Origin of the sequence: Romboutsia weinsteinii (assembly GCF_002250835.2) — a bacterium.
Classification (GTDB): domain Bacteria; phylum Bacillota; class Clostridia; order Peptostreptococcales; family Peptostreptococcaceae; genus Romboutsia_A; species Romboutsia_A weinsteinii.
In genome coordinates this window covers 1-20,634 of the sequence record NZ_NOJY02000008.1, presented here as the reverse complement: position 1 = coordinate 20,634, position 20,634 = coordinate 1, and the positions used below count along the sequence as shown (strand labels likewise).

Annotated in this window: 30 protein-coding genes; 4 read left to right on the top strand and 26 right to left on the bottom strand. The window is 28.0% G+C overall.

Annotated features, from left to right (window positions below):
* The first annotated feature begins 4 nt into the window (after positions 1 to 4).
* Both CHL78_RS21610 and CHL78_RS21605 read left to right on the top strand, forming a co-directional pair.
* A complete protein-coding gene (locus CHL78_RS21610) occupies positions 5 to 499 on the top strand; it encodes a permease (protein ID WP_330408588.1) in 495 nt (164 codons plus the stop codon).
* On the top strand, positions 486 to 995 hold the full coding sequence (locus CHL78_RS21605; RefSeq protein WP_330408591.1) for a permease: 510 nt from the start codon (positions 486 to 488) through the stop codon (positions 993 to 995). Before CHL78_RS21610 ends, CHL78_RS21605 begins: the two co-directional genes overlap by 14 nt.
* A gap of 264 nt (positions 996 to 1,259) precedes the next feature.
* Here the strand turns inward: CHL78_RS21605 and CHL78_RS06060 are convergent, their stop codons facing one another.
* From CHL78_RS06060 to CHL78_RS05995, 14 genes are all read right to left on the bottom strand, one after another.
* On the bottom strand, positions 1,260 to 1,802 hold the full coding sequence (locus tag CHL78_RS06060) for a GNAT family N-acetyltransferase (protein ID WP_094368227.1): 543 nt from the start codon (positions 1,800 to 1,802) through the stop codon (positions 1,260 to 1,262).
* 121 nt (positions 1,803 to 1,923) lie between these two features.
* Positions 1,924 to 2,421 (bottom strand): hypothetical protein, encoded by a 498-nt coding sequence (locus CHL78_RS06055; protein ID WP_094368226.1) that lies wholly within the window; start codon positions 2,419 to 2,421, stop codon positions 1,924 to 1,926.
* Between the two features lie 88 nt (positions 2,422 to 2,509).
* Positions 2,510 to 3,328 carry a class I SAM-dependent methyltransferase gene (locus CHL78_RS06050; RefSeq protein ID WP_094368225.1) on the bottom strand — a complete coding sequence of 273 codons (819 nt, stop codon included), beginning with the start codon at positions 3,326 to 3,328 and terminating at the stop codon, positions 2,510 to 2,512.
* Between the two features lie 178 nt (positions 3,329 to 3,506).
* Positions 3,507 to 4,622: a DUF4179 domain-containing protein gene (locus tag CHL78_RS06045; protein ID WP_094368224.1), complete on the bottom strand. Its 1,116-nt coding sequence runs from the start codon at positions 4,620 to 4,622 to the stop codon at positions 3,507 to 3,509.
* A 12-nt stretch (positions 4,623 to 4,634) separates the two neighbouring features.
* Entirely contained in the window at positions 4,635 to 5,156 is a 522-nt protein-coding gene (locus CHL78_RS06040; RefSeq protein ID WP_094368223.1) for a sigma-70 family RNA polymerase sigma factor, read from the bottom strand.
* Between the two features lie 258 nt (positions 5,157 to 5,414).
* Positions 5,415 to 5,804, bottom strand: a complete 390-nt coding sequence (locus CHL78_RS06035; RefSeq protein ID WP_330408587.1) for a VOC family protein — start codon at positions 5,802 to 5,804, stop codon at positions 5,415 to 5,417.
* A 42-nt stretch (positions 5,805 to 5,846) separates the two neighbouring features.
* Entirely contained in the window at positions 5,847 to 6,557 is a 711-nt protein-coding gene (locus CHL78_RS06030; RefSeq protein ID WP_094368221.1) for a hypothetical protein, read from the bottom strand.
* A 119-nt stretch (positions 6,558 to 6,676) separates the two neighbouring features.
* Complete coding sequence (locus tag CHL78_RS06025) at positions 6,677 to 7,618, bottom strand: hypothetical protein (protein ID WP_094368220.1); 942 nt, start codon at positions 7,616 to 7,618, stop codon at positions 6,677 to 6,679.
* Between the two features lie 192 nt (positions 7,619 to 7,810).
* Positions 7,811 to 8,701: an SPL family radical SAM protein gene (locus tag CHL78_RS06020; RefSeq protein WP_116041259.1), complete on the bottom strand. Its 891-nt coding sequence runs from the start codon at positions 8,699 to 8,701 to the stop codon at positions 7,811 to 7,813.
* 125 nt (positions 8,702 to 8,826) lie between these two features.
* Complete coding sequence (locus tag CHL78_RS06015; protein WP_094368219.1) at positions 8,827 to 9,954, bottom strand: DUF4037 domain-containing protein; 1,128 nt, start codon at positions 9,952 to 9,954, stop codon at positions 8,827 to 8,829.
* 61 nt (positions 9,955 to 10,015) lie between these two features.
* Entirely contained in the window at positions 10,016 to 10,861 is an 846-nt protein-coding gene (locus CHL78_RS06010; protein WP_094368218.1) for a GNAT family N-acetyltransferase, read from the bottom strand.
* Positions 10,862 to 10,971: 110 nt separating this feature from the next.
* Positions 10,972 to 11,181, bottom strand: a complete 210-nt coding sequence (locus CHL78_RS06005) for a PspC domain-containing protein (RefSeq protein ID WP_094368217.1) — start codon at positions 11,179 to 11,181, stop codon at positions 10,972 to 10,974.
* A 22-nt stretch (positions 11,182 to 11,203) separates the two neighbouring features.
* Positions 11,204 to 11,602, bottom strand: a complete 399-nt coding sequence (locus CHL78_RS06000; protein ID WP_243446382.1) for a ribosomal maturation YjgA family protein — start codon at positions 11,600 to 11,602, stop codon at positions 11,204 to 11,206.
* 9 nt (positions 11,603 to 11,611) lie between these two features.
* Positions 11,612 to 12,085 (bottom strand): DUF2975 domain-containing protein, encoded by a 474-nt coding sequence (locus tag CHL78_RS05995; protein ID WP_094368216.1) that lies wholly within the window; start codon positions 12,083 to 12,085, stop codon positions 11,612 to 11,614.
* Positions 12,086 to 12,493: 408 nt separating this feature from the next.
* Between CHL78_RS05995 and CHL78_RS05990 the strand changes: the two genes are divergently transcribed.
* Positions 12,494 to 13,168 carry a hypothetical protein gene (locus CHL78_RS05990; protein ID WP_094368215.1) on the top strand — a complete coding sequence of 225 codons (675 nt, stop codon included), beginning with the start codon at positions 12,494 to 12,496 and terminating at the stop codon, positions 13,166 to 13,168.
* A 64-nt stretch (positions 13,169 to 13,232) separates the two neighbouring features.
* On the opposite strand, the gene CHL78_RS05985 is transcribed toward CHL78_RS05990, so the two are convergent.
* The 9 genes from CHL78_RS05985 to CHL78_RS05955 form a co-directional block, all read right to left on the bottom strand.
* Positions 13,233 to 14,276 (bottom strand): BtrH N-terminal domain-containing protein, encoded by a 1,044-nt coding sequence (locus CHL78_RS05985; RefSeq protein WP_094368214.1) that lies wholly within the window; start codon positions 14,274 to 14,276, stop codon positions 13,233 to 13,235.
* 153 nt (positions 14,277 to 14,429) lie between these two features.
* On the bottom strand, positions 14,430 to 14,717 hold the full coding sequence (locus tag CHL78_RS20530) for an SH3 domain-containing protein (protein WP_147295799.1): 288 nt from the start codon (positions 14,715 to 14,717) through the stop codon (positions 14,430 to 14,432).
* A complete protein-coding gene (locus CHL78_RS20670; RefSeq protein WP_158540643.1) occupies positions 14,662 to 14,808 on the bottom strand; it encodes a hypothetical protein in 147 nt (48 codons plus the stop codon). The genes CHL78_RS20530 and CHL78_RS20670 overlap by 56 nt, the downstream gene beginning before the upstream one ends.
* 153 nt (positions 14,809 to 14,961) lie before the next feature.
* Positions 14,962 to 15,219, bottom strand: a complete 258-nt coding sequence (locus tag CHL78_RS05980) for a Mor transcription activator family protein (protein ID WP_094368213.1) — start codon at positions 15,217 to 15,219, stop codon at positions 14,962 to 14,964.
* A 63-nt stretch (positions 15,220 to 15,282) separates the two neighbouring features.
* Complete coding sequence (locus CHL78_RS05975) at positions 15,283 to 15,987, bottom strand: ATP-binding protein (protein ID WP_243446381.1); 705 nt, start codon at positions 15,985 to 15,987, stop codon at positions 15,283 to 15,285.
* Positions 15,956 to 16,909, bottom strand: coding sequence for a DnaD domain protein (locus tag CHL78_RS05970; protein WP_094368212.1), 954 nt, complete (start codon positions 16,907 to 16,909; stop codon positions 15,956 to 15,958). Before CHL78_RS05970 ends, CHL78_RS05975 begins: the two co-directional genes overlap by 32 nt.
* A gap of 12 nt (positions 16,910 to 16,921) precedes the next feature.
* Entirely contained in the window at positions 16,922 to 17,311 is a 390-nt protein-coding gene (locus CHL78_RS05965; protein WP_094368211.1) for a hypothetical protein, read from the bottom strand.
* The gene (locus CHL78_RS05960) at positions 17,286 to 18,089 is read right to left on the bottom strand and encodes a phage antirepressor (protein WP_094368210.1); all 804 of its coding nucleotides are present in this window, start codon (positions 18,087 to 18,089) and stop codon (positions 17,286 to 17,288) included. The genes CHL78_RS05965 and CHL78_RS05960 overlap by 26 nt, the downstream gene beginning before the upstream one ends.
* 15 nt (positions 18,090 to 18,104) lie before the next feature.
* Positions 18,105 to 18,320 carry a LexA family protein gene (locus tag CHL78_RS05955; RefSeq protein ID WP_094368209.1) on the bottom strand — a complete coding sequence of 72 codons (216 nt, stop codon included), beginning with the start codon at positions 18,318 to 18,320 and terminating at the stop codon, positions 18,105 to 18,107.
* A gap of 240 nt (positions 18,321 to 18,560) precedes the next feature.
* Here CHL78_RS05955 and CHL78_RS05950 point away from each other — a divergent pair, with 240 nt between their 5' ends.
* Positions 18,561 to 18,746 carry a GNAT family N-acetyltransferase gene (locus tag CHL78_RS05950; protein WP_116041257.1) on the top strand — a complete coding sequence of 62 codons (186 nt, stop codon included), beginning with the start codon at positions 18,561 to 18,563 and terminating at the stop codon, positions 18,744 to 18,746.
* Between the two features lie 190 nt (positions 18,747 to 18,936).
* Here CHL78_RS05950 and CHL78_RS05945 read toward each other — a convergent pair whose 3' ends face one another.
* Genes CHL78_RS05945 through CHL78_RS05935 form a run of 3 tightly spaced genes read right to left on the bottom strand, consistent with a single transcriptional unit; the run spans position 18,937 to position 20,516 of the window.
* On the bottom strand, positions 18,937 to 19,455 hold the full coding sequence (locus CHL78_RS05945; RefSeq protein ID WP_094368208.1) for an NUDIX hydrolase: 519 nt from the start codon (positions 19,453 to 19,455) through the stop codon (positions 18,937 to 18,939).
* Positions 19,456 to 19,489: 34 nt separating this feature from the next.
* Positions 19,490 to 19,999, bottom strand: coding sequence for a GNAT family N-acetyltransferase (locus CHL78_RS05940; protein ID WP_094368207.1), 510 nt, complete (start codon positions 19,997 to 19,999; stop codon positions 19,490 to 19,492).
* Positions 19,953 to 20,516 (bottom strand): GNAT family N-acetyltransferase, encoded by a 564-nt coding sequence (locus tag CHL78_RS05935; RefSeq protein WP_094368206.1) that lies wholly within the window; start codon positions 20,514 to 20,516, stop codon positions 19,953 to 19,955. The genes CHL78_RS05940 and CHL78_RS05935 overlap by 47 nt, the downstream gene beginning before the upstream one ends.
* Positions 20,517 to 20,634 lie beyond the last annotated feature (118 nt).

Genomic DNA, 20,634 nt, shown 5'->3' with positions numbered 1-20,634 from the left:
TTTTATGAACATATTTAATTTCTTTACTAATCAAGTATTAGGGATGAAATGGTTATCAGATTTAACTACTTTGTTAGTTGAAAATGTATTTAACCTTGATGTAACTTCAAGACTTGGAGGTAGTATTCAATTTTTTATATATGATACTATAAAAATATTTATACTATTAGGTGTTTTAATATTTTTCATATCATATATTCAAAGTTATTTCCCACCAGAGAAAACTAAAAAAATTCTTACAAAATTTAAGGGAATAACAGGTGCAACAGTTTCAGCGCTTTTAGGGACTGTAACTCCATTTTGTTCTTGTTCTAGTATTCCAATATTTATAGGATTTAGCAATGCAGGTTTACCACTAGGTGTTACTTTCGCCTTCTTAATATCTTCTCCAATGGTTGATTTAGCGTCACTACTATTATTAGCTGGGTTCTTTAGTATGAACGTATCTATTTTATATGTAGTTCTAGGACTTATAATTGCAATAGCTGGCGGAACTTAAATTAGAGGATCAAATTCAAACATATACTGAACATACTAGGGATCTTTATGATGAATCTGAAAACTTTAACCAAAAACAAAGATTAAATTATGCAAAAGAAGATACTTTGGCTATTATAAAAAATGTTTATAAGTATGTTTTAATCGGAGTTGGTATAGGAGCTTTAATACACAACTGGATACCACAAGAGGCAATACTTGCAGTACTTGGACACGATAATCCATTTTCTGTTATTATAGCTGCTGTAATAGGTATTCCAATGTATGCTGATATATTTGGTACTATACCTATAGCTGAGGCTTTATTTATGGCAGGGGTACCTATTGGAACAGTACTTGCATTTATGATGAGTGTTACCGCATTGTCTCTACCATCAATGATAATGCTTAGTAAAGTTGTTAAGCCAAAGTTATTGGCTATATTTATAGCTATAGTAACAATTGGTATCGTTATTACTGGGTATTTTTTCAATTACTTTAGCTTCTTATTAATGTAGTACATTTTATTGTGTATATTTATAATAACTCGATTTGCCTGTTGTTGATTTTATTAACTATCTTACTTAGCAACAAAATAGGGCGCATATTAATATGCTCCCTACCTTCAAGTCCTCATTATATTAAAATTGTGAATCTAATATTTTGTTAAAGAAAACCCCATTTTTATTTCTTTAACAATCCCTTATTGAGCTAATCTTATTTATAATAATGATATTTAATCAGAATAAAATAGCAATATTTAAATATTACTCTTCATTTTACTACTTATTTATGTACTCAGATTTCAAAATATTATAATAAAGTGTCTTAACTTCTTTATTATCTAATAATTTTAATTTTTCATCTTTTGTAAATTTATATTTAAATCCACATTTTTCATTTACTCTCTTAGAGTTATTATTAAAATCAAAGTGACCACACCAAATTAAGTCTAAATCAAGTTCATTGAATGCATAATTTATCAAGCAATTTACAGCCTCTGGAATATATCCATTCCCCCAATATCTTGGGTTTAGTACATATCCAATCTCTCTTTGCTCTATATCATAAAGTTTTTCATCTGGCTTTCTATTGTGCAATCCGATTCCACCTATAACTTTATTTTCTGACTTTAAGACTATCGCATAAGTATCATTATTATCAATAAACATTTTAATTATTTCTTTACTTTCACATTCACTTTTATGAGGTTTCCACCCAGCATTTGGACCAACTAAATCGCTTTTAGCATATTCATATAAGTCTGAGCTATCCCTTTCCCCCCATTCTCTTAATATCAACCTTTCACTATTTAATATCTCCATAAAAATTTATTCCCCTTATTTTAATATTTAGTTAATTATAGCACAATATCACAATTATAGAATGTCCACTAACATATATGTTTTATTGGACATAAAAAACACCTAGATTTTAACTAGATGTTTAATTCGTATTTTTCAACTTTAACCACTGTACTATTTTGTATCCATCGCTTGTAAAACCTTTGTAAGGACTATTATCACCATACTTCATTGGCAAAATTGTTACTATAAACTGACCTAAGCTAAATAACAACATTGCGTTAAATACTATTATCATCAAGTAAGATAGTTCTATTTTATATAAACTAAAATACAATAATCCTGAGGTAAACAAAGATGCTATCGGACCACCTGCAATCATTATAATTGATTTTAATTTACTATCTATAGGTTTCCAATTAATATAACCATAAGACACATCTATTATAGACCTATATCCATAAATATTTATAACCAACCGGTTAAGTTTTATTTGTTTTTTTAGATTAGAATTTCCAATATTAACACTTACATCCCCTTTTGTAAATATCAAAGCTGGAATAGCATGACCTAGCTCATGAATCATTGTCAATATAGGTGTAAATAGAATATATACCAATAGGTATACTATAAAATCCATAATTTCACCCCTAAATTAAGTATAGCACATCATATGTCCACTAAAACAAATGTTTTATTGGACAATTTATAATCAATACTTATACTAATTATTTTTTTGAAACAATCATAAAGTGTGGGCTCATTCCCATAACTGAATCTTCGGTATCTGTAAGCCTAACTATATTTAAAAGTTGTTCCTTACTTTTTTCCTCTTCCCATTTCTCATCTAGGCTCGGTGTAAACCAAATTAATCCTTCTATCGCATGTTTTTGTATAGTTTCAAATCCTATTAATTCAATTTCTTTTTGAAGTTCTATCGGAGTATGGAAATAAGCTTGAGTTATGAAGTATGGATATTCTTTTGGTCTTAAGTGAACTCCTGATAGAAGTTCTTTTTCTATCATATTTTTATAAATAGCATCATCTAAGAAATTGTTCGTTTTACCATAGGTTGATAATGCCCAGGTTGTAGAACTAAACTTTGATATACCTACTGAAAATAATAGTCCTCCCTTTTTTAAAACTCTTTTAGCTTCGTTTAATACCTGTGCTCTATCACATTTATTTTGTAAATGATACAGAGGTCCCATTAGTAAAACTATATCTGCACTTTCATCATCTCTATCTAAATTTCTTGCATCACAAACTTCTGCAATAAACATCGTTTTACTTTGATTTTCAATAGCAATTTTTACAGCTGAAGGTGCTAGCTCTAATAGATGAACATCATTGCCTTTTTCTGCAAGCCAAGATGAATATACACCTATTCCTCCACCTACATCATAAATTGTATTATTTTTGTTTTTAATATAATTATTTAAGATTTCTTTAGTTCTATACAATTCTATTTTCCCAAGTCCTCTTTCTAATCTTCCATTCTCTGCTCCATTCTCATAAAATTCTAATACATTATCTATATTCTCCATAGTTCCCCTCCTAATTATGAAAATAATTTAATTTAATTATATCAGAATGTATAACAATCAAGTGTCCACTAAAGTAGATCTTTTTGTGGACACCTAAAATCACTATAAATGTAATAAATCAAAAATACAGCAAATCCTAAAAATTAGGTTGCTGTATTTTTATTTGTACTTTAGATTCTTAATTATCCAATTTTATATTAAAAACAGTATCCTTTGCATCTTTTATTCCTACTGCTTTAAAACTAATCTTTAATTCTTTAGGAGTTTCTTTCACTAAATCTGGATTAAGAAATATACATGCTCTATCTCTAACCACACCATCTTTAAAACTTATAAGATTATCTTTTTTATCCCTTTTAACCTCTTCATAAGTATAACCCGTATAATAAGCTTCTTTATAATTATCCACATCCATTTTTACTCTCTTTAAGATATTATTTTTCTCTTCTTCACGTGTAGTTATAAAACTTTCTTTAAACTCATAATCTACAACTATACTATAAGGGCTAATACTAACATTATTTATTTTGAAAGCATCTTTTGTTTGATTTATATCTATTGTTTTTATATTAGATTTTGTATCTATATTTAAATTGAATTTCCAATTACCTTTTATCATCTTTTCATAGTCCAGTTCTGGATATCCAATTGAATCTATTTCTAACTCTAAGTTAACTGAGTCTGGAACTTCAAATTTATTACTAGAAATTTCATATCTAATCATACCCATAAAATTATAATCATCTTTGAAGTATCCACTATCATATCCTCCACTTGCTATAGATAATCCTTTTGTTCTAGTTTTTTCTTTTCCATAAAAAATTAAATCTCCTACGTCTATACTGTTAACCCTGTATTCTTCTGGTATACTTTCACCACTTCTAGGTAACTTTTTATCGCTTCTTATGCTATATGTTAAAAACACATTACTTCCATCACTTATTGCTTCTTCAATAGTAACTGTAGTCCCATTTGATGTTTCTGATACTCCAATTGGTTGAATATCATTGTAATCAATATATCCAAGCTTTAACATATAATTTAACTCTTTAAATATATTATGTACTATTGGAATCTGTTCTGCTAGTGATGGGTTTATTATACCTGCACCAATTACTCCAGCACTTATAATTCCAATACTTGCCGCTGCTATTATACTTTTCTTAAACTTGCGTTCTTTTTGTATTTTACTTTTCATCTTTAGTTTAAGCTCTTCTTTATTATCAATTTCTAAATCTGTGTATTTATCTAAATCAATTTCTACTTCATTTAAAAGTTTAAAGTTATCATTCATATCTCAACTCTCCTATCTTCCAATATTTTCTCTTATTTTTTTCCTACCTCGTGATAGTCTACTATGTAAATTTGATACGCTTGTCTTATTTTTTATAGCTATTTCACTTAATTCATATCCCTCAATATAATACTTAATAAAAAGTTCTTTATCTTTTTCATTTAAACAATCTAGTATCTCTTCTATGTCTTCCTCTACTTCAGACTTTATGAGTTCTTCATCCATATAATATATATCCTCAGTTATATCTACTGTTTCACTTTTAGCTAGATATCTTCTTCTATAGTTGATTGATTTGTACTTAGCAATAGCACATATCCAATTTTTAAATGAATTTTTTTTCTTGTCGTATCCTTCTATACTCTCCCATATGGATAAAAGAACATCACTTACACATTCTTCTTCGTAATTTTTAAGCGATCCTAAGTGACTTCTTACTACTGATGTTATAATACCACTGTAATTATCAATTAGAATTTCCATCCCTTTTGGATTTTTCTTTCTTATATATTTAATCATCAATCTATCTTGCAATTTATTCTCCTCCTCTAATGTAAAAGCTTCTACATTAACTAATTCACATTTAAATCAAAAAACCTGACAAATTTATCTAAAATTTTTATTATAATTTTTAATATATACTAACTAAGCACTTTTTTAAATGATCTATTAGTTGAATACTTTGAGAACTAAAAAGGTAGGGGCATATTGATATGCTCCTACCTTTTTAGTTCTCAAAGTATTAATATTGTTTGTTTAATCTATTTTCTAAATTGGAATTTATAGGATAGCTTAATTTGTGAATCTTAATAAATAACCATTTGGGTCTTGTAGTAAAAATTCTTTTTGTTCAATTATTTTATCCCCAACTTTATAATTACTAACCATCAGCTCTCTAAAAAGAGTAACATTATTACTAGTCAGTTTATCATATAAACGATCGATATCCTTAACTTCAATAGAAAAATTAATTCCTCTTCCTAAAGGATATTTCAGATCGCCTATATTCCAACCATCATCATGCAATTGTTCAAACATAAATTGGCTGTTTTCAAAAGATACAAAAATAAAATTATCTTCTATCCTTTCATACTCCAGTTTAAAACCTAAAATATTCAAATAAAAACCTCTTGTTTCTTCTATATTAAATACTGTTAATTCAGGTATTAACTTATTAAACATCAAATATATCACCCCCTAGATATAGTAGAGTATTTTTACTACTTACATTAAGCTTTCTAATAACTTAAATAGTTCTTTGCTTGTTTTTAAGCTACTTATATAATGTATAAAGTTGTCTTCAAATTGCTTAAAACCTATACCAAAAACTTTATAAAAACATCCTTCAAAATCACTATCTAGAACTTTATAAAACTCTATGTATTTTTCTATTCCATATATTGTTATGAGATAGTCTGTAAATGCTCCTGCTATTGGATATGTTATATTCCATGGATATTTATAAAACTCTTCATTTGAGATTAGAGCTGATATGCTTATATATTTTTTACTAGCAGTAAAATAAGATACCCAATTAGAGTTACTAATACCCCAATGGTGTTTATCAAAGTACATAGCTAGCCCTTCTCTGATAAATACTTGTTTTGGAGTTGATATAGAGTAAGATAGTATATGTGAATCTTCATGATAGCCGATGCATTGTACTTCTTCATTTACAAGTGCAAATATTTCATTTGGTTTTCTTGCAAAAGCATTACATGGTTCATTATCTCCATAAATAGCACCTACTTCTTCTGATGAATTACATAGGTAATACTTGATTTTAGTACCAAAATTTATATTTAATACTTTTGATATATGATTAAAACAATATTCTTGGTTATTTATTATTTCATCTATCATATTTTCCGCTACAGAGTCTTTATGATAATGAAATATGTAATTCTTACTTTCTTTTATACTCCAACTATGCATCTAGAGTCCCCCTATATTTAATTAAAATTTCAACAAATAATCCTTTAACTTGATATAATAGCAAACCATAAAGAAATAATATTTACTAAATATATATTTTACTTTATAATTTATAGATCTTATTTCACTAAGTAATACCCTTCGCCTACTCCTATAGATATAGTATTATTTATTAGGTATTTATCCCTAAATATTATTTTTATCAAATCGCCTTCTGTTTTGTCTAATTTAGGTATTGAAATAACATATCCATTTCTAAAAATATTTTTCCCATTTATTTTTCCTAAGAAATCATCTAATTTAGAGAATGATACAATTTCAACACTGTTGTTATTGTAATAAACATCTATATCCTCTTTCTTTAGATAAGGCCAAGAATCTTTATTTGATAAAATATCTACTTCTTCTTTAGAGTCTTCTAATCTACTATATACGTCATTTATTCTAGTTATAGACATAGGTATAAAATGTATACAATCACTATGTTCTTGCTCCCACATTCTAATTCCATATACTTCGCATTTATCTATCTTAACATCTAGCCTTATATCTTGTTTTAGATCTACGTTATAAATCCACACTTCTAGCATATCTACAGAATACCTATTGTCAAAAATACCAATGCTATTTTCCTTATCATTTAGTAAAAGTTCAAAGTTTCCATTTTCATCTCCTACTGCTACTATATCAGAATTTGTGCAGTTAATTATTGGATACTTTACAGAACTGTTATCTAGATATTTTACAGTACCAAATATTTTATTTAAACTAATATTAAATACCTCTTCATAATTATCCATAAATACCTTAATATTATTAGTCTTATTCAAGGCATCCTTTAACTCAAATTTAATCATAAATGAATTATTATTTATTTGTATAAAATCACTAAATAGTTCTTTATTATCTTGAGTTACTTTAATACTTGTGTAATCTTTTTTAATATTATTTCCTTCAATTTTTATGTATGGAATATTTTCAAATTCCCAGACCTGTTGCTTTACTTTACTTTCTAATTTACAATTACATCTAGGATTATTATTTAAAGTTAAATTAAGCATAGTTCCTCCCTCTTTACATCTCATGGTATTAAAACTACTTAAATAAACATACTCTGAATACTTAAATTAATATTAATTTAAGTATTTTAGATAGTGCAAGCTAAGTAAATTGAATATATATTTAAAAATAAAAAAGATCCATAAGCTATGCTATAAATCTATGATTCTCTTTTACTTATATTTTTTAATCAACTAAAAAAATGATAACTGAGAGCCTTCTTGTTTACTAAGTTTTTCTTTCATTGGCTTTGAGTAACTACTTGAAATACCATACTTAACTTTGATTTCATTTACCATTTTATATAACTTATTTTTATACTCTTTATCTGCTCCTCCCGTTTTGTATAATAAATTTAAAGGTTCATACAAATTTGGATATTCTTCTTTTATAAAATAAAAAAATTCGCCTCTTGTTTTACCTCTTAAATATAGAGTTCCAGGCAGAACATAATCTACGTCACTATCTTTTGCATTATAATATAAAGTATCTACATTTTTATAATCATCTGTCAAGTAAGGTATTATAGGCATAAAGTGTACGCCTATTGATGCATTTGTTTTAGAGAATTCTTTTAACATATTAAAACGTCTTATAGATTCTACTCCATTAGGCTCTATCTTAGTTCTTATATTTTCATCCATACTTGTGATTGTTGCTGCAACATTTACATATGTAATATTAGCAAGTTCTTCTATTAAGTCATAATCTCTCAAAATCAAATCTGACTTTGTGGAAATAATACAAGGTGTTTTGTATTTTATCATTAATTTAAGTATATCTGGCATCAATTTATACTTTTCTTCTATCTGTTGATAGCTATCCGTTACCCCTCCTATATTAACTATTTCCCTTTTCCATGATGAACTTTTTAATTGCTCTTCTAATTTATCGACAACATTTGTTTTAACATATATATCACTAAAATACTGATTTGAACCTAGGTAGTCATGAGAATACATTGCATAACAATATTTACAACCATGCTCGCATCCTCTATATATATTTAAGTCCCAAGTATAGGGCATTTTTCTTTTTAATTTATTACACGCTGCGGTACAAGTTATTTCTTTGTAGTTTGCCATGTATCTTTAACCATCCTTAGATAAATTTTCAATACTTTTATATACCTTTATATATAGTATAGTAAATTGTAGATTAAAAAACCTCTCATTTTATGCATAAATATGAGAGGTTAGTATATTTTTAATTATATAATCATATCTCCGACTCTATTTCTTTCTAGCATTTTACCTTCTTCATAAATATGCTTTAAGTCTGTAAATTTCTCAGACCATATTAGTAAATCTGAGTTACTAATCCATTGATCACATGAACCTCTTAATCCTAAATCCTTTAATTTCTCTGTTAAGCTTTCTTCTATAATATCAGGAATATGTTTAACAGATATATCACATAATCCTCTAGTAGTTTTATTATTTTCAATACTTATATGTTTTGTGATACACATTTTGTTATGTTCTTTTAGTAAGTGTTTTACTATATTCTTTAGATTGTTCATAATTAAATTTATATCTGATGAGCATTGGCACTCTTTTATTTGATTTTCTATATCTTCGGCTACCTTGGGCAGCTTTGAAAATTCATATCCAAACCATTTTATATATCCTGGATAATAAGTTTTATTATATAAATATGCTATTCTTATTATATTTTCAATGACTTTATTTAAACAAACCTTTCCTCCAATTTCATCTCCTCTAGCAAAACATAACGGAATTAATTCTAAATTTGATATTTCCTTCCAACAAAACAAAAGTTTGAACTTCCACACTTCATCATCATAGTATTTAAACTCATTTCTTATGTATGTAATTTCTCCTATTGGATCATAAAAAATCTTTCCTCTGGTAAGCTCTAATAGCTTTTGTTCCGGAATGCATAGCCATTCTATATCTGTTAGAGGATACTCTCCATTCTTTTTACTTATACCAAATTGAATCTTCATATATCTTTCTGTTGTTGTTATTGCAATATGATGAATAGAGTTTCTCTTTGTATTTGCTCCTACTAATGCTTTATAATCTTCATCGTAAACATATCTTGTCTTATACCCCTTATATGATAATGGTAGTTTATCTAGTAGGGTTTTATCTATATCTAATGCATATTTTTCATAATCATCATTACTTAACCATATATAACATCTTGGTCCCCATTCATGATCTCTTGATAATTCATCATCATTTTCAAGTACATCAGATCCATATCCTATAAGTCCCGCAGAGTATTTATCTTTTAGCATTGGAAATTCATTATCGATTAATGATTTTACTACCTCAAAGTAAAACCTTTCACTAAGTTCTAAACCTTTCATATTGTCTCTCCCACATTTAGTCTACTTACATGTAAATTACACTAGATATTATCTATAAAGACTATTTCTCAGTAAACTGCCTACATACATTTATTTTTTGAACTATATCAAAATCAAATTTTTTATAGATATGAGTTGCAGAGACATTCCAAACTACTACATCTAAAGTTATTTTATCTACTCCAGATTTAATACACTTATTTATAGCAAACTTCGTAGTTTCTTGCCCTATACCCTTACCTTCATAACTTTTACTAACTATTAAATCATCTACGTATCCACCCTTAATTTTAACAGTAGAAACTATCTCATCATTATCATCTATACATAAATATATATCATCTTTTTCTTTAATAGTATTTTTCCTATCTTCTTCATTAGGATTACTACATATATATGGCTGTATATCATTTTCTGCTCTCAAATCATAGAAACCATCTGCACATAACTGTACATACTTTTCATAATATTTATCTTCATAATTTACAAATTTAAGTTTACTTTCTTCTTTTGGATCACCATTATAAGTCATTTCATAAAATGAAAACCATTTTTTGTATCCTATTTTTTTATAAAACTCTGACACATTTTCCTTATCTACATATTTAGTAGATAAAGTGTTTGGCTTTACTTCATCTAAATAACTTACAGCCTCATTATATAGTTTAGTTCCAAGACCATTCTTTCTACAGTTAGGCTTTACATAAATATTAATATTGTAAAACTTAGTAACCTTATTACGTGGTTCAATGAGTGCAAAACCTTTGATTCCTTCATCTTCATATACTAAAATAGTATTATTCTCTGATGAAAAATCTTCATTAATATATGACATATCTAAAACTAAACCTTCTTGTAATATTTTGATAATGTTTTCTTTATCCTCAACTTTATATTCTCTAATCATTATTTTCACCCCAATAAAAAAACTTCTCTATTTATATATAGCGTATACCTCTATATTCCAATATATTCTATACTTAACCTATCAACTCACAAAGTATCTAATGTAGAGTACTATTGAATATTTTTTATTTTCTCGTCTTTCCTATTAGGCATAAGAAATATTAAAGCTATATAAATCGGTACGCTTGCAAAATCCATTAAAATAAATAATACAAAAATCACTCTAAGTACTGTTGAATTAAATCCAAAAAATTCAGCAATTCCTCCACATACCCCTGTAAGCTTGTTATCTTTCTCAGATAAATACATCTTATTTTGCATAAGTATCCCCCTATTTTTTCAACTATTGTATATTTTTTAATCTCAAATATTTATCTATCACTACTCCAAATACTATTCCTATAGAATAACTTAATATGTCTTCCCACAAAAATCCATATCCAAGTACTAATCCCCCTAAAGTAGTTCTTCTAATAGCATTTATCCAATCTGCTTGATATAGCTGACTTATTTCAATAGCAAATGAAAATATAATTGCCATACTAAAACTTTTCAATAAACTAAAATTTGGTAATAAAAATCTAAAACCAAAATAAACCATCATAGCCCAAATCATATCACCTACATATGGTGCAATATCCTTTGGAAATATAAACATAAACTTTCTTGATAATAACCCCATAACCATTACTACTAATGTAATTATAAAATATACTGCTCTCTTTTTCATAATAATAGCCATAGTACCTCCCTATATTGTTAAGTCCTGTTCTTCTTTTATTTTTATAGCTTTGTCAAATATCTCTGCCATTACAAAACACATTAAGGCCGCTAATAAACAAACAATCATAGGACCTGATATTCCTCCATTTTCAGTACCAAAGATTCTAATATTTGCATCTAGATTTAGTCTAAAATCCATAACACAATCATATATACTATTAAAAAGTAAACAATATCCCATAGTTTTAAGCCTTTTAACATTATCAAATATAAATGGTGTAGATCCTGAACTTTCTAATAATAATATCAGTTTTACTGTTACTATAAAAAAGTTACATGTATATACAACTAGAAAAGTAAATTCTACTAGCTTTAAAAAACTATAATCTGACGCTAATTCAAATATTTTTCGAATTAGTAATATTATAGTAAGTCCTCCCAATAATATTGATATTAAAAATAAAAAAGTCGACAAAGCATTTCTTATAAAATCTGATCTCATATATTCCCCCTAAATACTAAGTATATAATAAATTATAGGCATTATTTTATCGTTTTGCAATAATTAATTATCAATTAACCATATTTTATTTTTGTTTTATAATAATATCAGCCTTCTATTTTCCTAAAACAAAATATTTTACAACTTCGTTACATCTACATGATAAAACATATATTTTTGTAATATAAACTACAATTATGTATTTTTTAACTAACTTTATATATACTTAATAAATGCAATATTTAAAGCTATATAAAATTATAAAGTATCATATATATTCAAATAATTTAGATTAAAATACATAGTTCATTGATATAATATACAAAAATGGCTTAATTAAATTATTAGCAAAATATTGAAGTACGGTTTTGATAAAAGTTATTTTTAACTTTATAAAGGAGATCATTAATGAAAAAATTGTTATCAGCATTAGTAATAGTATCAATTTCTATTATATTGGTAGAAATAATTAAATTAAATTTTTCATTCAAAGAAGACTTGTTATACACTCAAAGTAGCGTATTCAACTACGAAGCAGAGATAGAAAAAAACAATAATCTTATAACAAGGCAAAAAGCAATAAGTATAGCTAAAAAAACCTTTGAGGAAGGATTGGGTATTGATTTAGATAATTCAGATATATCAAGATATATAAATCTTTCTAGAGATTCTTCAAATGAAAAACAGTATAAGTGGCATTTAGGCTGGAATAATTCTACAAGCTCTAGTGGTTACGTGTGTGTAGTAGATTCTGTAACAGGTCAAGTAGCTGAATTGTATGTTAAAAATGGTGCAAAGGCTGAAGTAACATCTCCAATATCTCCAATTGGTGATGATGAAGTGTTATCTATAATAGATTCACTGATAGATACTTTAGATATCGATATAAGTAAATTCAATATGAACAATAACAATTATACATATGATAAATTAAATTCCTACTATGACTATATATTTATTAATAAAAATGATTCTAACGATGCATTTTTTGTTAGTATTGATTCTACAACTAAATCTGTTGTAAAATACCAAAGAAACTCAAGTATAAGTCCTAAGTCTAATTTTTCTAATTTCTTTAAGTAAATTAGTATATAAAAAGCACTCAATTATATTTGAGTGCTTCTTTTAACTAATTGTTAAATTGTATTTAGCTTACTATCTCTCTAAGCTCTGTTAGTACCATTGTTTCCCTACTATGTATATCTTTTAATATATCAGACATCTTCTGTAGTAAATTAACATCTCCAGTCTCATATAGTTGCCACATTAAATCTGATATCCTATCCCACTCTTTAGAAATATCAACATACAATATCCCAAGCTCTCTCATCCTATAACTATCAAATATGTGGCTTGCCTCTATTAAAAAATCTCCATACATCTTTCTAAATATTCCTCCACCGGTACCTCCATCAGCATTTATCTGAAAATAGTTTGTAATTCCAGCCAACTTCAACTTATCATCATCAAACTTTTTCCATTTTAATACTTCCTTAGAAAACTTCTCAATACCGTTGAGTCCTAACAACTTAGCAGGAGCATCTAGCATATTGTCACAAGTTTCTTTAACTGCTTGGCGAATTATAAGTGAAGTAATCTCTCTTGGTTCATTTAGATTTATTGATAGATACTTGTTGTTTGCAGGGAAAGGTCTATGCTTACTACTTCTAGCCACTTCCAACTCCTTATAATCTACTACGTGATAATCATTAGATATGTCTCCCTTTGGGGTTGTGATAGGATAGTCCCAGTTATCTCTATCACTTATATAAAACTTCCTATTTTCATCATCATAACCAAATAATACTACTGCATGTCCACCAAAGTGATTATCTTCACCAAGATTTAGATAATCAAGATAAGCCATGTCCACATATATTAAAACTGGGTTATTACTATCAATTAACTTTTTTACCTTGTTAGAAGCAATCATATACTTACTACTACTTTTGCATTTTATATCAATATTAAGTCTTTCACCAAGTAACTTCTCAAACTCAAAGGGCTTAGTTCTACCAGATACCATTGGAGATTTTTCGAGATTAATATATACAAAAGATAATCCTGATCCTATTCCAAATATCATCTCTTCACTTAATGGATAATTGTAGTAGTCAAACACTTGTCTTAATGCTGTGGTTATACAATGCTTCCCCCCACTAGTTTTAAACCCCTCAATTAGCTTAGCCATAACATATTCCTCCATCAATGTCTCGCACTCTTATTTTTATAAATAGCTTTATCCTGCTACAAGCTACTCTTTAGTAATTAACCATATAATTTTATCTAAATTCTTATATAAGGTATAATATACAACATACTACTATCAACTACCTTCTATATACTATATAAGTTTAATATATTTACCACTTACATATCCTAATACCCCAAAATCATAAGTAGAAAACCAATTATCTAGACAATAGTTAACAGTGATTATTGTTCCTTTGGGTATTGTTGTAATGATACTAAAGTTAGTTCCTCTGCCACATCTTTTATCTAAGTTTGCAGTGGTCTTAGCTTTTTTATTGTAATTTCCATTAGAATAATCTAAGCTATTATGAATAGGTCTATACTCAACTCCAAAATAAGAACAAATAGTTAGGCTTTTTATGATTTTCCCAGTAATCATTAGCCTTATTACATCTTGTCATAAGTCCTATCTCGTCTTTTCCTTTTACATATTCGTTGTGACCACTATCAATTATTAGTAGTTTACTCATACATAATCTCCCATTTGAATGTACATCTAGTACATAATACCATTATCCATTATTTTATTTTTTATAAAGTATGTTTTTATATTACTCCTATATGTGGAAGATAATTTGATTATTTAGCGTTTAATCCTACTGGGTAATTTTCTTCTTTTAGTTTTATTTTTCTTCTTTAACTATTCTTCTAATTTGCATCTCACTTAGAGAATACTTTTTAGAAAGTTCTTTAATATTACCATTAAAATTTTCTCTTATTTCCCTATTTCTAACACATGCATTGATTGCAGATAATTGAGGAATGTATATAACCCCTCCTCCTGTAAAATCAATCAATTTCTTAAATGCTTCAAATCCAATCTCTTCTGCCAAATCCTTATAAGCATCTGGCACATCTTCTAATTTCAGCTTATTTATCATACAAATCCCTCCTTTTTTAATCTAGTCCTAGGAAATATCATCCTAGGACTTTTTTATATCAATTTACCCACCATAGATTCTGTAGTTTAGTTTTCTCCCTTTTATCTCTACTAAGTAATTCTTACTCATCTCAATAAGCCTGCTTCCAACAGCCTCATCAATATCAAGTAAGGACTCAAAAGTATGTTCACAACTAACAATTACAGATAGAGAATTAAAATATCTGTGATTTATTATTTCAAACATAATATTAATATCACTCTTTGTTATGTTTCCCTTAAACAAATCATCAATCAAAAGCACAGTTGCTTTTTTATACCTGTTCATCGCCCTTTGATAATATGCATCATCTAGCATATTTTGCTTAATGCTAGTAATCACATCCCTAAATGGCATGTAAATAACACTAATACCATTATCCATCAACCTATTTGCAACTGCCATGGACAAATGAGTCTTCCCAGAACCAACTTGTCCCATAAACATTATTGAGTTGTTTTTAGTTTTTCTTATTTCATTAAAGCTACTTACATATCTACTTGCCTTTCCAAAAGCATCTACAGTCTGAATATCAAAAGAATAATTAAAATTCTCAAAAGTCTTCTTCCTAAACTCTTCACTTATTCCGCTTTTTTTAAGTATGTTTTCAGCTTCTCTTACTGCTCTACACTCACATGGTATAGCTTCATTGTCATTTATAATAAAAGTTAAGTCTCTGCATTTATCACATCTATATCTACTTGTCACCAAGGAATTTTCTGATTTCACTAAGCTGCTCTTTGGTTGGCTTTTGGTAGATTGAGCTATCTTCATTCTCAAGTTCTCTGATATACCTTGATTTATCATTATTCTCTTCTCCTTTAAATTTATATGTTTCCATATATTTATTAAGATCAGCAAGGCTATATATGTTTTTCTCCATCCATTTGTTTAATATGCCTCCTATGTATGCCTTGGTGCAGTTATTTCTATCTGTAGCTATTTGAATTGATTTTTTATAAAGATCAAACTCAATAAAATTGCTTATTTCTACTAGCCAATCATATACCAATTCATTTACTGTACCTACATTCTTTTCATAAAATAAAACATACCTACTCGTCTTATTTTGTTTTTCTTTTTCTTTTTGTTTTTCTTTTTCTTTTTCTTTTTGTCCACCTATCGTCGATGTATCGTTATACGAATCGTGGTACGTATCGTATTGTTCACTAGGACATTCACTATTAGGTGTGCTTTTAAACTTCTCTTCTTCATTGAAATTACTCAATTTATTGTATGCTTCATCAAATATTATTTTTATTTCCTGCTTTATAATCCCTTTTGAAATATAATCTAAAAGTTCTTTATCTTTTACATCCCCAAGCTCTTTTCTTACACAATCTATAATCGGTTTTCCACCTTTATTTAGATTGTACTTTGCCCAGTTTTTTATAGCGACTTCTCTAGTATCTTTGTTATATCTAATAAGCTTATGATAATTTTCAAATCTATCCATAAGAGAATTTACACTTTCTATTGAATATCCCATTTCAAACGCAATTTGCTTTTTAGTAATTTTGTAAATACCTATTTGAGTAGTCGAAGTATTAGTCATCAGATACAGAAAAAATAACTTGTCTTCTGGAGTCATCTCCTCTTGCACCTTAGGATCTTTCCAAAACTCTGTTCTTACATGTCTGTACAAAGCCATACTCTATCCCCCTTAGCGTATCTTAAATACCCTACTTTTGTTTACCTTTATGTATTTTAAAGCAAGTTCTGGATTTTCGTCTTTAAAAACTTTGCTATCTATGCTACTTTTAATTACTGGTTTCCAAGTAATCTTTCTCTCCTTGCAAAATGCTGTCTCGCACTCTTTCATCTCACTTTGTAGAATATGTTCAATTATCTTTTTCCTTGTTTCAAGCTTTGATATGTTTTCTACTATTTCATCGTACTCATTAAGTTTTTCATATACATTTTCCTCTAAAATCTTTACCTCGTCCACACTGTCTTTGTAGGTTTCTCTTAAAAATCTACCACACTCATTGCTTCCAAATGGTAGGTTATTTTCCTTTTCACTCTTATTAAACATATTTTTGAACATTCCCATATCCAAAGTCCTCCTCAATAAGTTTTATGAAGTACTTCTGCCCTTTTCCTGTTATGTAAGTAGTTATTCTTATTTTAAATTCCTCTTCAGTATTTATTATAGTTTGTCGAGTTTTGAATAATCCTTGTTCTATGTACATTTGCTTTGGTTGATTTTCTAAATACTGACTCATTAAGTATCCATTGTTTCTAAGCCATGCAAACAATCTATTTCTTCCAATCTCTATTCCTAAACCATGTAGTACCTTTGCAAATGCACCTATACTTATTGCATCTTTACAATCACCAATAGTTTCTCCTAGAGTTTTTAGTGATTCACATTTTATTATTGTTTCGTTAAGTTCATGAACCTTTAGCTTTTCTTTTTTAAGATTTTCTGCCACCTTTATTAGAAAGTCTGGATTTTGTATTATATTTTCTATAATTTCTTCATTCATATAAACTCCATTTCTTCTAAGGTTTGGTAGCACTTCATTTACTACCCATCTTTCAAACTTCTTAGCAGATTCAAGCTTTGATCTCATTATTAATCTATAAAGATTTCCTTCATCTATAAACTTCTTTTTAACACGTTTAGTTGATTGACTTCCATCTTTTTTTATTCCAGCTACTACCACTACGTCACGAATCGTTACTCCATCATTACAATGGTCTAGTACTGCTTTTCTTGGATTTGAATATCCTAAAATCTCTGCCACCTTAGTTGCTTCAAAATACTCTCTGTTTTTTTCAACCACTACTGAAATTTCCCCAAATTCCTCATTCCTAAATATTTGCATAATTTTATCCCCTTTTTATTTTTTTACAATTATACTTCTAGATATATTTGGATGTTTTTTTATTTTACCTAGTTCCTCAAGTATTTCCAAATGATAGAACACTGTACTTGATGACCTAAGTCCTACCAAGCTTCCTATTTCTCTTACTGTTGGTGAAAATCCATTTTCATCTATAAAAGTATTTACTTCTTTTAGGATTTTATATCTCATTTTTTCGCCACGATTGTCCATGTTCCCCCATCACCTCCCTCATTTCTAACTTAATTTAATGATAGCATTATACAGTTAAAAGAACAAGTGTTCCAGTGAAATTTATTCGAACAAATGTTTCTATATTTTTTATATTGTTGAAAATAGTATAATACTCATATACATAGTAATAAGTTATAATTTGAAACTGAGTTTATTTATTTTTAGGAGGTAGATGAATATAATTCAAGAAATCAAGTTGTTACATTTTTTGAAAATTATATGAACAACAATTACTTTATAGGCTATATTTTAATGAGGCATGAAGATATTGTTGCCTTAAGTGTAGGTGCTAAAAAACCTTGGATAAATGGAATGGAATACTATATTGACCAATTTTGTGTTAAAGAGAGCCTTCAAGGAAATGGTGTAGGCAGTAAGTTTTTAAGCCACTTGATGAAACAATAGTCCTTGCTAAATGAGTTTAATTACTAATTTTTTAGTTTAAGTTTGCCTAGCAGTTAGTCTACAGAGATTGACTGCTCTTTCTGTACTTAGGTGAGGTTGTGAGATAAAAAAAGGGTAGGAGCTCTGCTCCTACCCTTCTGCTTCGCAATATATTAAATTTCTTCATTAAAACTACCCTACAAATTGGAATTTATCGAGTATGTATACCTTTGCTATTTCTCATAAAAAATAACAATTCTATTAAACTTTTATGATACGGTATAAAGGTTTCTTCATCAATCATAGATAATATTTCTTCCTTTGAAGCCCATTTAACTGATTTAACTTCCTCATATTGCAGATTTAGTTTTGATATATCTATATCTTGTTGGATTAAATACACATCATCAAACCCTCTATCAAAATTTATTGTAAGAGCTGGTCTTATTCCATCCAATGATAACTTGTACCCAATTTCTTCATAAACTTCACGTTCTGCTGCTAATTGACTTGTATCACCTGATATAGCACTCCCTCCAACAGTAATATCCCACATATTTGGCCATCCCTCTTTAAATGGCTGCCTTTGTTGAATTAACATTTTGCCTTCTAAATTAAAAATACATACATGAACTACCATATGATAAGTATTTTCTCTAAATTTGCTACCCCTTACCATTGTTTCACCAGTTTTAATTCTATCTTTATCATAAACATCCCAGATTTCCATATTTTCACCTCTCGGAATATATACTTATAAATTATTAATAGCTCTTTCTAAATCCTGTAACTATTCTGAATTTATTACTTTTATAAAACTCATCTGCACTTTCAGATGATAACAAATCAAACCTTGTATTTGGATATAAATTATGACATACCTCTAATAATGCTCTCCCTATACCTTTGCCACGATAGTTAATATCAACTATAATTTCAGCTATATAAGTGGTTATTTTTCCATCACTCAATGCACGAACTAGCCCAACTATATTATTGCCATCAATAGCAACAAGTGCAACAGTTGAATTTTTCCACGCTTGCAATGCATCAACTTCTCTATTTATAAAGGTCATCCACCCCTCTTGTTCATACAAATTTTTAATCAAAGGAAAATCCGCTTCAGTAAACTGTCTAATCAAAATTCCTTTCGGTAATTTTACCTGTAAATCTAAATACTCACTTGTAGAAGTTTTATTCATACTAAACAACTCCATTCTTAAATTCCTATTTTCCTTTGCCATGTAAATTGGAGCTTGTAGGAAACTTATCAAAATAATCTTCTCTAGTAATTAGCAATTCAACAATTCCATTAACTTCATTAATCATATTAAATCCAACAGCCTTATGTATTGTAATAGCAGATTGTCTTGTAATCTCAAAATAATTATGAACTGCTAAGGCATTATATTCATTAAAAGCAACCTTCATCAACTTTTTAAGAGCCTCTAACGAATATCCTTTTCCACGATACTTTGCTTCAAGTACAATCCCCATATCATACCACTTCTTATTATCATTAAAATAAAGATTAACCTCTCCAATAAAAGAATTGTCTTCTTTCTTTGCAATATAAGCATAAAAATATTCTGGTTTATTATTAACCCTATTAAAATACCAATCCATCCATTTGTTTTTTGGAAAATCTATACATCCTGTATCTTTATGATACCCCTCATAAGAAACATCATATCCCTTGTTATAACTCATCGTATCTGGTTGGCTCATTATTTTTTGACGATACGTTAACTCTTCAACTTTTGGAATATAAAAATATACTCTCTCCTCCATAATATCCCCTCTCTAAATTCTAATTTTTATACCATGATATCAGAACTATTTGTATTTCGCATTATATTAATATTCCATCTCAAATCTACTCGATAAATTGGAATTTATAACTAATCAC